At 35.7% G+C, this 14,284-nt stretch carries 10 protein-coding genes; 3 read left to right on the top strand and 7 right to left on the bottom strand.

The annotated features are described in order from the left end of the window. The first annotated feature begins 507 nt into the window (after window positions 1-507). On the top strand, window positions 508-888 hold the full coding sequence (locus F0000_RS22055) for an ankyrin repeat domain-containing protein (protein ID WP_149626891.1): 381 nt from the start codon (window positions 508-510) through the stop codon (window positions 886-888). 63 nt (window positions 889-951) lie between these two features. Here F0000_RS22055 and F0000_RS22060 read toward each other — a convergent pair whose 3' ends face one another. The 4 genes from F0000_RS22060 to F0000_RS22075 all read right to left on the bottom strand — a co-directional run bounded on the left by F0000_RS22060 (window position 952) and on the right by F0000_RS22075 (window position 4,118). After that, window positions 952-1,716, bottom strand: a complete 765-nt coding sequence (locus F0000_RS22060; RefSeq protein WP_149626892.1) for a M48 family metalloprotease — start codon at window positions 1,714-1,716, stop codon at window positions 952-954. Between the two features lie 439 nt (window positions 1,717-2,155). After that, window positions 2,156-2,623, bottom strand: a complete 468-nt coding sequence (locus F0000_RS22065) for a CAP domain-containing protein (RefSeq protein ID WP_149626893.1) — start codon at window positions 2,621-2,623, stop codon at window positions 2,156-2,158. A gap of 50 nt (window positions 2,624-2,673) precedes the next feature. Beyond that, window positions 2,674-3,399: a M15 family metallopeptidase gene (locus F0000_RS22070; protein WP_149626894.1), complete on the bottom strand. Its 726-nt coding sequence runs from the start codon at window positions 3,397-3,399 to the stop codon at window positions 2,674-2,676. 170 nt (window positions 3,400-3,569) lie between these two features. Next, entirely contained in the window at window positions 3,570-4,118 is a 549-nt protein-coding gene (locus tag F0000_RS22075) for a ClpP family protease (RefSeq protein WP_149626895.1), read from the bottom strand. Window positions 4,119-4,214: 96 nt separating this feature from the next. Here F0000_RS22075 and F0000_RS28665 point away from each other — a divergent pair, with 96 nt between their 5' ends. After that, window positions 4,215-4,382, top strand: coding sequence for a hypothetical protein (locus tag F0000_RS28665; protein ID WP_368668134.1), 168 nt, complete (start codon window positions 4,215-4,217; stop codon window positions 4,380-4,382). Further along, a complete protein-coding gene (locus tag F0000_RS22080) occupies window positions 4,352-4,657 on the top strand; it encodes a GNAT family N-acetyltransferase (RefSeq protein WP_368668135.1) in 306 nt (101 codons plus the stop codon). The genes F0000_RS28665 and F0000_RS22080 overlap by 31 nt, the downstream gene beginning before the upstream one ends. A 54-nt stretch (window positions 4,658-4,711) precedes the next feature. Here F0000_RS22080 and F0000_RS22085 read toward each other — a convergent pair whose 3' ends face one another. The 3 genes from F0000_RS22085 to F0000_RS28530 all read right to left on the bottom strand — a co-directional run. Beyond that, window positions 4,712-5,893 carry a gliding motility-associated C-terminal domain-containing protein gene (locus F0000_RS22085; RefSeq protein WP_149626896.1) on the bottom strand — a complete coding sequence of 394 codons (1,182 nt, stop codon included), beginning with the start codon at window positions 5,891-5,893 and terminating at the stop codon, window positions 4,712-4,714. Window positions 5,894-6,394: 501 nt separating this feature from the next. Continuing rightward, window positions 6,395-12,223: a Calx-beta domain-containing protein gene (locus tag F0000_RS22090; RefSeq protein ID WP_149626897.1), complete on the bottom strand. Its 5,829-nt coding sequence runs from the start codon at window positions 12,221-12,223 to the stop codon at window positions 6,395-6,397. Window positions 12,224-12,233: 10 nt separating this feature from the next. Then, window positions 12,234-14,284: collagen-like protein (locus F0000_RS28530; RefSeq protein ID WP_304505296.1), on the bottom strand; the 2,051-nt coding region annotated here is incomplete at its 5' end.

Here is a 14,284-nt window from a genome sequence, read left to right on the forward strand (position 1 = left end):
TTAATAATTTAAAATCTTTTATTCGAAACTTTTTTGAGTATATAACTCAAACAAGGTAAAAGCAAGAGGTAAAAGTACGATATACAATTAAAATCACCCAAAGATGGATATTATTGCTATATAATATTAAAGTGAAATAATGATCAACTGATATCGTTAATTTATGAAACCAGTAATGAATATCTGCGTATGATGTAAAAAATGAGATATTCTTAAAATTGAGTCTTTTTTAATAAAGATGCTATAATTAATATGCAGGCAATAATTTTTTTGAAAATATGATATAAAATTAAGTTTATGTAAGCCTTAAGATATTTATTAGAGTATAAATATTATAACTATAACTATTATTTACTAGTAACTATTCATTTTTTTAACAATTTAGATAAGATAAAATCATTTTTAAATGTTAAAATTGTGTTATTTTGATTTTATGGTGTAACAAATCCGTAACATCAGGAGTCTTATGGTAGTAAGTAATTTAATAAACTTAATAAATACAACATCATGAAGAAAACAATTGTAACCGCATTGACGATCATGTTAATCACATCCGTAAGCTTTGCAACCGAAAAAAGAGTGACTTTTGATAGTCATAATTATGAATTAACAACTCCTAAGGTCAGTACTTTCTGTATGGCGATCGTAAAAGGCGATCTAGAGACTGTAGAGAAAATGATCGAATTAGGAAGCGACGTTAATGAGAAATCCGAAGGTATGACCCCGTTGATGTATGCTGCACGTTATAATAAATGTGATATAATCAAATTATTAGTAGCCAAAGGAGCCAAAGTAAAAACCAAAACTAAGAAAGGGTATACTGCAATGAAATATGCAAAATTATCCAATGCTAAGGAAGCTATGGTACTTCTTAGAGATCTGTCTTAAAGAAGTCAAAAATAAAAAACCTCAAAAACTTCACCTATACTTACAGGTGGAGTTTTTTTGTGGTTATTGACTGTATTCCTGAATCGCTTCTTTAATTTTTTCAATTCTATTTTCGGGATCAGGGTGTGTACTCTGGAACTCAGGAACCCTATTGGATCCTCCGGCATTCTTAAGAATCTTCATTACACCAATCATTTGTTCTGGATTGTATCCAGCATTGATCATGAATAATACACCGAGTTTGTCACTCTCTAATTCATCATCCCTGCCATTTCCTAATAATATATTTTGACCTATTCCATTTACAAGTCCTCCCATATCTGCTCCAACAGAAGCTCCGGTAGAAATTGTTTTCCAAAATTCATGTTCTGCAATTCTTTCTGCAGAATGTCTGCCGAGTACATGGCCTATTTCATGACCTAGTACTCCAGCAATTTGGTCTTCATTTTCTAATTTAGAGAGTAGGGCATACGTAATAAATATTTGTCCTCCCGGTAATGCAAATGCATTGATTGTATTGGTGTCTGCTAATAAGTGAAATTCATATTTATAAGGGGTTTCTCTAGCCATCGTTTGATTGACAAGCTTGTTTCCGATTACATCTATATAATTTTGTAATTTTTTATCGTGATGTAGCCCTCCATGTTGTTGTGCCATTTGCGGAGCACTTTGCAGACCAATTGCAATTTCCTGGTCTGCAGACATATTGATGTTTTGCACTCTGTCGGTATACGGGTTTAATGTTTTATTATTACATTTTTTAATAAATGCGAATATCACAATAGCAATTCCAATTAAAATTCTAATTTTTAACCCACCTCGTCTCATTTGAGCAATATTATTGATTAATCAAGTTTTCTTTTCTACATCCTAAAGTTACTAAATATTAAATTATACGATTTACGGATGAGAATTTCGTAAAAATAATGGCAAGGATTTTTCGCTAGATTGATGAATCAAATTAAAGAATAGCCATAGCTATTGTTTCATTTTATGAAGAAAATATAGTAGAAAAAGAATGTCATTAGATGCGAAATTTTTAGTTATAAATCGTATTATATCAGCTTAAATGAAATCATGGTAAACTGATTTAAAAAATAATTTGATTCAGTTTACCATGATGTCATTTGATAAATAATTGGAAAATATTTGAGGACTTTATACTTATTGAAAAGATACAAATCTGATTTTGCTGTATTTCTGACCAGACACAACAGTAGAAATACTTAAATAAAACGCTACAACTTTTTGAAGAATAGTTTATTGATTACCGATAAAATAGTTGTGTATAGTAATATCTTCCTTTACTATCTTTTATAGCAGAAATACCGGTATGAGTATAATTGCCTTCGATATTTTGTCTGTGACCTGAGCTTTCTAGCCAACCATTGACCACACTTTGAGCATCAGGATAAAACTGGGCAACATTTTCTGCCATTCCTGTTGCATTCTCCTGATCACCTAAAATAGTACCTCTTTGATCAAAATTATCGTGATTAATCTGAGCGATAGAAATCATATATTGTGTATGCTCAGTTGATAATTGATCTGCAGTTTCATTTCTTGTCAACACAGATAATCCGATACTTTGTCTATGTTGATTCACCAGTGTAAATATATCATCTGCTATTGTAGTATTATTATTTGTGATTTCTACATTGTTGTCATCATTAGCACATGATATTAATAATAAGCATATCAATGATATACAAAAAAAGTTTTGAATGTTTTTCATAAATATTTGGGGTTTTTTATATAACAGTCAGAAATAACTTTTAGTATGTATTATAGAAGTTTTGGATTGATATCCAGTACATTTCTATTCATATATTGTTGGATAAATTCTGAAGTAAAACTAGAACTTCCCATTAATACTGTCTTCTGTAATTCAGTTTTAATATCTAATTTTTTAAATTCTTTGAGCATTGGTATTGAGGAAGGTGCATAGGAATAGTGCCAAGGCTCATATTTGAATCCTTTTCTCCCTTTTTTATTGGTATACACGAGATAGAAACCAAAATCACTGGCATTGTGATCCATCCAGGTTTTAAACCTGGTAAAAGCCCCTCCGTTATGAAAATGTTTTTCTAAAAGTACATTTCTAGGTTGTTTAACACTGCCATCTACAATATCGAGATCTGTGCCCCAATGATGGCGGGAGGTGCCAGGAATTGTAGAATATTCAATTATTTTGCGAATTGCTTTTATAGGTGATAAACCACTCTCAGTATATCTTTCGTATTTACGTTCCCAAATACGATTTTGATGCTCGTAATCTCTATAGCTGGAAACAACTTTAATCTTAATATCTTGCTTTAAAGCGGCGCTTTTCATTTTTAAAAAAGCCTGATGCGCCTTTTTGCGTAGTTTATATCCTTCACCCATTAATGTAGGGTTACCTTTTCCCATAAGATCCTTTTTGTCGAATGGTGATTGAAAATCTGCAAATGATACTGAAGACAATCCTATCAGTCCCATAGCGCTTACCTGAATGAATTTTTTTCTTTGCATTATCTCTAAAATTATCTTTTGCAGCACAAAGAATGATTCTTTATGCCTATACAAATGTATCCGTAATTTAAGAAATTAAATTAACATGCCGCAACAATACATCAATCAGATTATGGTTGCGGCATATTTTATTTTCAAAAAGTCAATATTAATTAAAAATACTGCTACGTTTATGAGCGTATCTCATCTACAATACCGTAAGCTAATGATTCTTCTGCATCCATCCAGTAATCACGATTGAAGTCTTTGAGCACTTTTTCCATTTCCTGTCCACAGTTATCGGCTAGTATCTGAGCACTTAATTCTTTGGTTTTAAGAATCTCTGTTGCCTGAATTTCTATATTTGATGCCTGACCTCTGGCGCCACCACTAGGCTGATGAATCATTACTTTGGCGTGTGGCTGAATAAATCTACGTCCTTTTTCTCCCACACTAAGAAGTATTGATCCCATAGATGCTGCTAAACCTGTACAGATAGTAGATACCGGACTTTTTAATGCCTTTATAGTATCATACATAGCAAAGCCAGAGGTAACATATCCGCCTGGACTATTGATATATAATTTTATTTCCTCATTATTGACCATATCCAGATACATTAACCTGTCAATGACATGCTTTGCAGATTTGTCATCTACCTGACCCCAAAGAAATACACTGCGTTCTTCCAGAAACTTCTTATCAATTATATCTTGTATTTTTCCTGATTTCTCTTTCATATATTTTTGTGATTATTTTTCATATTCTAGCTAAAAGTATAATTATTTTTGGAAAAAATCACGAAATCACGATCAACAAATTTAAGATGTATAGAAATGGAGATAACTTTTAACAGGATTTTAAAACCTGACTTTCCATTGGTACTGCCAATGATTCAAAAATTAATGAATAATGAGCTAAGCAATACTATAGTCTCAGAACGTTTTGCAGAAATGTTTGAACAGTATTATGAATGTTGGGGGATATATCTGGAGATACCTTAATTGGTGTTTTTGGATTATGGTTTATGACCAGACATTATGCGGGTCGGTCCTGTGAACCGGATCACGTATATATTGATGATGTATATCGTAATAAAGGTATCGGGAAAAAGGTTTTTTATTGGATTTATGAGTATGCAAAAAACAAAGGATGCGAAACAACTGAGCTAAATAGTTATGTGTCTAATTACCCTTCTCATAAATTTTATATGAATGAAGGTTATGAAATATGGGCACATCATTTTGTGAAAAAATATAATGTTCGTTATATTTTATAGAGAAAAAAATAGTTTGATCAAGTAGTGTTTTTATTTGTTATAATCGCCCTGGGGTTATCTATTAACATAAATGTATCCGGCTCTGTCTTTTTCTCCTTTGATGTTTAAAACATAATAATACGTCCCTACCGGTAATTCTTCATCTTTGGATATAGTAGCTCTTCCATCAGAAACACCTCTAAAACCTTTTGGAGTATTCTGAACTTCGTGATATTCTTTTTGTTGATATACGAGTACACCCCAACGGTTGTATATGAAAACTTCATTATCAGGAAATTTAATCAGTCCTTGTATAATAAAAGTGTCATTAAAACCATCGCCATTAGGAGAAACTGCAGTAAAAATTTCTAAATCTCCATCTAAAATTTTGTCAGAAGAACCAAACGTAATAATGGTATAATTATCTGGTAAAATGATTTCTGATATAATTTCACCACGGTCAAGATTTCCTGTAGTTCCTACATTACCAAGATTTACCCATTGTTCTAGGCTGTTATCCCATCCTACAACTCTAAGATCAGCCAAAGTATCAACGAGAGTAGGAATATTGCTATTATCATCCCAGGTTAAGGTTACTCTGGTAGGAGTATCACCATCCAGATCCCAAAATTCAAAAATACTGATACCAAATAATAAATCTTCAAAATTATTGGTGTCAAAGCTTTCAGAAAAGAAATTCGGAAAATTGGGGTTCTCAAAGAAATATGCAGCTCTAGCGGTATTATTAGCAGCCTGATTCTCTATGCTTATAGGTCTGTGTCTAAAATCATCCCCAATAGGAAATGTAAAATTTAATTGCCCAGTGATAGAAGCATATCCATCCACATGTCTATCATCATTTTCGCCTAGAAATGGAGCGTCGTTAATATAATCCAAAGAAACATTTATTTGATCTCTTGGTGTAAAAACTTTTCCATTTGTAAATTCCTGAAAGTTAGTCACTCCAACGGGTACTTCCAGAAATAAATCATCCAAAACATCGATTTCCATATCAAAGAAAACGGGACGACTCGTTCCAGAAACGGTAAGACTGTTTTGATTATAGAAACCAGTAAAGCCTACATTTTGATTAAAAGTTCCATCATTGACTAAGTCCATATGGAAACCTACTTGTCCATTAGCATGAATCTGAACATTACCAAAATTATGAAATGCTTCTTGTGATACTAGTATAGTACTAATAAATAGTAGTATAAAAAATATAGGGTTGCTAAGGGTATTTTTTCTTGACGACATTATATTGTGGTTTTACCGTAATTTAACTACGCGAATATACGCTTTTTTGTATGTAGTGTTTACATTTTATCGACTAAAATCATACTTAGTATCGGTAAAATGCGTTTTTTCGTCGGCGAAAAACAATTTTTGATACTTTTTTAGTTTCAATAAGATTTTTAGTCGTTTGATAAATAGGGAAATTACCATCACTAAAATTAATTTATAATGATAGTTAGGTAATAAGCTAACAAGTAGAATAACTAAGAAAACTTAGTATAAATTTGTGTAATTTTTAATAGAAACTGTTTAGTAGAAAAGTAATTTTTTCTTTAAAAACCTTCTTCCAGTAGCTTTCTACATAGAATTACTCAAAGTGATACTTATTATTAACTTGAAAACCTCTAGTCAGTTAATTACCTGAAACCAGTAAGATGTGATTTAAAATAGATTTTAAAAATTGAAGATTTTTGGATAAAAGAGCAAACATTGTTTTTTTCTGAATTTTTCATTTTATGACGATTATAATTTATAAAAAGTGATACAGCCACAGGCTGTACCTATTCCAGGAGGACTTGGGGCACCTCCAGAACCTGATATTATAGTATTTTGAAAAGCACCTAAGGCCGTTGTGCTGGTAAATAAATAATTATAAGTTCCATCTCCATTATCTACAATATTTAGGGTATGATTACCTAAGTTTAATCCTGGAATGGATGCATATGGAACATTTTGTATCCAGATTTGATAATTGAAACCTACAGCCGTCGTATTCTGTATCTGTAGTTGGTATGGATTGCCAGGACCATTTTGTCCATCATCAAAATTATTTATGGTTACATCTGATGTTAGTATTCCTATTGGTGTTGTAGAATTATTAGGGTTTACTCGGTATGTTATTCTTCTATTTGTAATAACAGAAGCCGCATTTATCGCAAATGTATTCGCAAATTCTGAAGTAGAATTTGATATAGTTGCAGTAGCTGTAATGACGGATCCTAAAGGAATGGTACTGCCTAGCGTAAAACTAAAGTTGAATTTATTAGTAGTATCTGTATTTCCATCTACATCATTATATGAGGAACTAGAACCATCATTATCATCAAAACCTCCTTCTATCGCTGATCCTAGAAAAACTTGCCCTTCTCCATAATCTTGAGTTAGTCCTAATTGATTATCTCCTGGCATAGCAGAACCCTGGCTAATATCAGTTAAGAAAAATTCTATAGTTGCTCCCGGACGAGACCAACCTACAACTCTTAATATTGTTCCGCGAATAGTTGCTGATTCGAGAACAGGAAAGTTTAAACGACCATTAGGTCCAGAATCTGGATCTCCAGCATCATTTATAGTGACGCCATCATTTGCGATATCGATTCCTAAAGCATCTGCTACCGTTCCATTTGCGTATATAGAGTTTAGCGATATTAGATTTCCAGACGCTGTAGCCCCTGTCAAAGTAATGCCAGCACCACCATTGTTATCAATTACATTATTAGTGATGGTAGTATTGCTTTCTTCTAATCTAATTCCTTCTCTATTAGTACAACTTCCATCAGCATCTGACGTAGTGATCGTATTTTCTGTAATGGTTATATTTCCTTGTCCATCAATGATTCCTATAGAATTAGAATTTTCGATTAAATTGTTTTGTATTGTAATACCACTTCCGTTTTGAATATTAATATTATTTTCACAAGCTCTTGTACCATTTCCGGTAATATGATTATTCTGGATTGTAGTGGAAGTACCTCCATTGACAAAAATACCAAAATCTGTGTTTAGTGAAATGTAATTTCCATCAATAGTGGATGTCCCTCCCAGAACCTGAATTCCATCATCTACATAACTACCGACTCCCACAGTACCCAAAGCTCCTAATGCATTTACACCCAATAAATTTTCTGCAATCAGGTTATTAGTTCCAGAATCTTGCCGAATTGCTCGTAAATTACCTCCATATACAGCTAAATTACGAATTACTGTATTTGATGCCTGAATTTGTATAACATCTCCCGAATCACTCCGCACCTGGATTTCAGGACGATTATAATTAGGAAGTATATTGGCAGAAGTTCCTACTGTTGTTCCACCAGCACCTACTGTTCCTGTATTAGTATCTCCAATATTGGCTGTCTGAGTTCTACCATCAATATGTATAGTGTCATCAGTAATTATATCAAGAGGAGTACCATTAGGAATATTAATATCAAAATATCCACTAGTAAAATTGGCATCTGTAGTCGGAATCATAAAGATAGATGTATCTTCTCCTGTAGCTGGATTAAAAATACTATTTGCCTCAATATCTAAACCGGTTTCATCGAGGTTATTTGCATTAATAATAAATTGCCCTAGAGATCCCTGTCCACTGCCATTTGTATTAACAATGGTATTAAAATTAAAGCCAAAATCTAGGCCAACTGCTCCTTCATTAAGTATGGTAACCGTTGAAACCGTCTGAGCTCCAACTAAAACGTTCGCAGCAATATCCTGTGCAGAAGGATCTGCTCCTCCAATTTCATTTGTGACAGGTATTAATGTGCTTGCTGAGTAATTATATTTAAAAGTTTGAATAGGTAGACAAGTCGTACAAGTCGTTCCGCCACCTCTGGTTGATCGTACCGTATTATTAACTACACGCAAACTATAGGTTCCATTCGCCATTCCGCCAATATTATATTCCCCGTTTACATCAGTGACATCAGAGTCTATAAAAACACCTAGATTGTCATATAATTCTACTGTAACTCCTTCTATACCTACTCCAGAAGAAGTAGTCAGGTCTCTACCTGCTCCTCCAGGGTAATTAATATCTTCATAGATAGTACCTGTCATTAGGTTACTAGGGACTTTTAATAATACAGAATTCAATATTACAAAATCACCTCCTGTTTGAATATTAGTAGTAGCAGTAGTTTCTCCCTGATTTATAAGTGGAGAAATGTCATAAGTATCTAAATCAAATCCAAATAGAGAAGAATCATTAATTACAGGACTAGCTGTATCATCATAAATAGTCGAATTAAAAACATTATTAAGAGTAGGAGGGTTATTATCCCCATCACCAGTCAGGTTGGTAGTGCCTGAGCCAGTTGTTACAGATATTGTTTCGTTTCCTGTTCGAGTTGGATCTCCTTCCCATGATAATACAGAGGTTTTTGATCCAACAGAACCTATGGCAAAGAAACCAGATAATGTATAAAATGTAGTGCTATTTATTTCCCCATCAAAACCATTGTACATATTAATGCTAACTGCAGGAAATGTTGGATTTGTATAAAAAATGTATAATGACCATCCTCCAAATACTACAGAACCACAATAAATAGTGCTATTGTCAATAGTAAGACCTGTAAGATCATATGTGTTTGAAGAAGGATCAGGAATTGCATTAACTATAGAAGTAACATCGCTAACCATACCATAATAAAAACCACCCCCAGCAGAATTGACGATATCTGCTGTAACTGATTGCCCTTCAAAAGTAACAACATCATCTGCAGCAGTGCCGGAATGCCCCCATAATAAATATGCTTTTTCTATAGTAGAACCAGCTGGTATATTGGTTGTTAATGTATTAGAAGAGGTGTTGGTGATTGAGCAGGGGTCTACTCCTTCATCAGCAGTTCTTAGCGTTCCTGCGGTTAATGCATAATCATAATAACCGTTAAAATCATCAAACAAGGTAAGTGGGACATTATCAGGAACTGCAGGGTCTCCATCATCAAGGATGGTACCTACTCCGTTAACTAAACCAACAGCAGATGAACTTGAATTACTAAGGTTTACAAAAAATGTTTCTGTGTTTTCTCCAAAGGTGTTATTAATAATAGGAACTGTAATCGTTTGAGTTTCTCCAGATATACCAGAAAAATTAAGAATCCCAGATGTTGCAGTAAAATCAGAATCTGCAAAAGCCGTATCATCGAGAGTATCATAATTTACCGAGAAGCCGCCGGGAACATTTCCTCCGGAAAGTGTAGCGGTAAAAGTAGCTGTTCCTGCATTTTCATTGACAGTTACATTATTTACAGTAACAAAACTTGAAGAAGAAGAGGTACAAGAAATTGTAGCCTGCCACCCATTTCCAGTAACTATAAAATCAGATGTAAATACAAAAGTTAAACAACCAGAAGCATCTGTAGAGATAATAGTGGTTGGGATATTTCCATTATCATAAGTATCGATCAATGTTGTAGTTGCTGTTCCCTGATATATAGATAATCCATCAAAACCTGTTTCTACATCAAAAGAAGTGAAATTTAAAACCACAAAACTACCGGCAGTATCTGGGCAGATGGTGTAGGTAATTGCTTCGTTATCGCTGTATTGAGCGTTAATAGAGCCACTGTCTACAAAAATTCCGCTACATGTATTATCTGTTACTGTATCGGTTATCACAAAAGGAGCTTCATCATCTATAATAGTTCCTAACCCTTGATTATCAGCAATAGATACTAAAGAGTTACTAGTGTTACTAAGATTTACAAAATAGGTTTCAGTACCTTCTACGTCTGTATCATCAATAATAGGTATTGTAATAGTTTGAGTTTCTCCATTCGTTCCCGAAAAAGTAAGAGTCGGATTAGGAGAACCGGTACTTGTATAATCACCTGGACTTGTAGCAGAACTATCAGACGTAGTATACTCAACTGTGAAGCCTCCAGCGACATCTCCACCTCCCGAGTGGGTTACAGTAAAAGTAGCCGTTCCTGCAGTTTCATTTACAGATATATCATTTATTGTAATTGAAGCAGAATCATTATCCGTAATAGTACCTATTCCCTGAGCATCTGTCAACGTAACTGAACCTACACTAGGATTACTTAAGTTAACAAAGAAGTTTTCAGTAGTGGTTTCTGTAAAATTATCATCAACTATAGGAATCGTAATTGTTTGATTTTCACCATCAGTTCCAGAAAAACTTATAGTAGGATTAGGAGAGCTTGTTGTAATATAATCACTTGGTGCTATTGCAGTGTTATCAGTTGTAGCATACTCCACGGTAAAACCTCCAGGGACAGTTCCAGTAAGTGTGACAGTAAATGTAGCATTACCAACATTTTCATTTACAGAAATATCATTGATACTTATTCCGGCATCATTGTCTATAATAGTACCTAATCCCTGTGGGTCACTAATAGCTACTAAAGCACTACTAACATTACTTAAATCTACAAAATAAGTTTCAGTTCCTTCAATAACTACATCTTCTAAGATTGGAACTGTAATTGTTTGATTCTCACCTATTGTTCCAGCAAATGTAAGAGAAGGAGGAGAGCTGGTACTTGTATAATCATTGTTTGCTACAGTTGCAGAATTATCAGCAGTGGCATAATCAACTGTAAATCCTCCTGTTACTTCTCCTCCAGAATGAGTAACGGTAAATGTAGCTGTTCCTGCCGCTTCATTTACAGATACATCATTGATAGCAATAGATGCAGGATCACTGGCATTAATAGTACCTATTCCTTGAGTATCAGTAATAGTTACTGAACCATCGCTGGGATTACTAAGGTCTACAAAAAATGTTTCTAATGTTTCTGCTATATTATCATCAATAATAGGGATAGAAATAATTTGATCACTCAGAGTAGTTCCAGGAAAAGTTAGTGTCGGATTGGTTGGAGTAGATGTTGCTGTATAATCTCCTGGCGCAATAGCCGTATTATTTACTGTAGCATATTCTATAGTAAAACTTCCTGAAGTAGTTCCTCCAGTATGCGAAACCGTAAAATCTAAGGTTCCTGCATTTTCATTAACTGTTACATCGTCAATAGATATTTCTGGTATAGATGCAGTGGCAGTAATGAGGACATTGTCTATAAAAACAGTTTCATTATTCCCCCAATTACCACTATTAGAAAAGAATAACAATGAAGAATTTGCATTTATATATAGAGCGGGAATGTTAAAAGAAAGACTACCTGTTGCAGCACCTACAGTAGGAGTTCCTAAAGCAAAATCATAAAATCCAGTATTAGGATTTAAGAAAAAAGCACCTACACTTTCGTCTCCATTATCCCTATCATAATCAAATGTTAGGGTCGCTGAGCTGTATGCTGATAAATCTACATTCCTTAGAATAAATAAATTTAATCCAGAATCAAAATTTCTAAGTCTTAATCGATTTCCGTCAATCTGTATTCTTCCAGCAGCAGGGGAGTTAGCAGCTCCAAAATCATTTTCTGTCCAACCTCCATTCCAGTTTTGAGTTCCATCATTCCCTGTGTAGTTGGCTGGGTTAAAATCATCTAAAAAGGTATCCTGACCAATAATTAAATTTAGTGGAAAGAGCAGAATTACTATCCAAACCAAAAAGAGGTATTTATTATTGGTAACTGTCATATTTTATGTATTACTTAACAACGAATACTACGTTAATCAATGTGTTGAAATCCGCGGGTTGCCCTATAATCGTATAGGTTAATACACCATCTGCCGTTATAGTCATTGCGCCAGGTGTAGTATTAAATACATTTGGATCCGCAAAAGTTACATAATAATATAAGTCGTCAGCGTCATATAATGGCACAGTTAGCGGTGCACCTGCACTTACTGCAGTTGGACTTCCAAATTGTGCCGTATACATTGTATATAAATTTATAGAGAATGTACCATTTACCGAAGCATCTATCTCTATTGATGGAGGATAGAATACTCTGGCTGCTTTAGAGGTGATTGGAGCAATTGCCTGTATAACCTCTTCTACATTAGTTTCTAAAGTAGGAGTAGTAACTGCTCCTTCATTTACATCTACATTAGTTACAAGAGGAACCTCAGATGCATTTTGATCATCTGTTCCTATAGTTGATGGATCAATCTCAACGACATCACCATCATTTTGAACTCCTAGGAAATAGACAGGTGAATTGTCTAAAAATAAAGGAGTACCAGCTCCATATTGAGAGAATTCAATTTGGTTATCATTATGCAGGGAAAGTGTTTCGGTAATAGTACTTGCAGTTGTCGGATTACCTCCTGAATAAAAATTTAATCCTCCAGAATCAGCTCCTGACTCTAAAGAAATCGCAGCATCATAATTGCCTCCTGAGTTTTGAAACCCAATTCCACTTTCGTTAGCATTATTAGTTCTTTGCAAAGTTATTGTCGATCTACTATTAGCAGCACTATCAAAATTCATAAAGAATGCCCCCATAGTCATAGTTCTGTTTCCAGTGAGTGTTCCATCTGTATTATATATAGTATCATCAGGAACTGTAACCGTTCCACCACCATCTGATAGTGTTATATCATGATCACTTATGGATAATGTTTGAGGTATTCCTACACCAGTGACACCCTGTATCCCTTGCGCTCCGGTAGCGCCTGTTGCTCCGGTTACACCCTGTATTCCTTGTGCCCCAGTATCACCTGTTGCTCCGGTGATCCCTTGTATTCCTTGACTACCAGTAGCGCCCGTTGCTCCGGTCACACCCTGTATTCCTTGTGTCCCAGTAGCACCTGTTGCTCCAGTTACACCCTGTATTCCTTGACTACCAGTAGCGCCTGTTGCTCCGGTCACACCCTGTATTCCTTGTGCCCCAGTAGCACCTGTTGCTCCGGTCACACCTTGAATTCCTTGCGCCCCAGTAGCGCCTGTTGCTCCGGTCACACCTTGTATTCCTTGTGCACCAGTAGCGCCTGTTGCTCCGGTCACACCTTGTATTCCTTGACTACCAGTAGCACCTGTTGCTCCGGTTACGCCTTGTATTCCTTGTGCACCAGTAGCGCCTGTTGCTCCGGTCACACCTTGTATTCCTTGACTACCAGTAGCACCTGTTGCTCCGGTCACACCCTGTATTCCTTGTGTCCCAGTAGCACCTGTTGCCCCAGTAGCACCTGTTGCTCCTGTGATTCCTTGAATTCCTTGTGCACCAGTAGTACCTGTTGCACCGGTGATCCCTTGTATTCCTTGTGCTCCGGTAGCGCCTGTTGCTCCAGTGACTCCTTGTATTCCTTGTGCTCCGGTAGCGCCTATTGCTCCGGTCACACCCTGTATTCCTTGCGCCCCGGTAGCACCTGTTGCTCCGGTAGCACCTGTTGCTCCGGTTACCCCTTGTATTCCTTGTGCTCCGGTAGCACCTGTTGCTCCAGTGATCCCTTGAATTCCTTGTGCTCCAGTAGCACCTGTTGCTCCGGTTACCCCTTGTATTCCTTGTGCCCCAGTAGCGCCTGTTGCTCCGGTCACACCCTGTATTCCTTGTGCTCCAGTAGCGCCTGTTGCTCCAGTTACACCCTGTATTCCTTGTGCCCCAGTAGCGCCTGTTGCTCCGGTTACCCCTTGTATTCCTTGTGCACCAGTAGCGCCTGTTGCTCCGGTCACACCTTGTATTCCTTGACTACCAGTAGCACCTGTTGCTCCGGTTACGCCTTGTATTCCTTGTGCACCAGTAGCGCCTGTTGCTC

The sequence above is a fragment of the Aquimarina sp. RZ0 genome (genome assembly GCF_008370685.1).
Classification (GTDB): domain Bacteria; phylum Bacteroidota; class Bacteroidia; order Flavobacteriales; family Flavobacteriaceae; genus Aquimarina.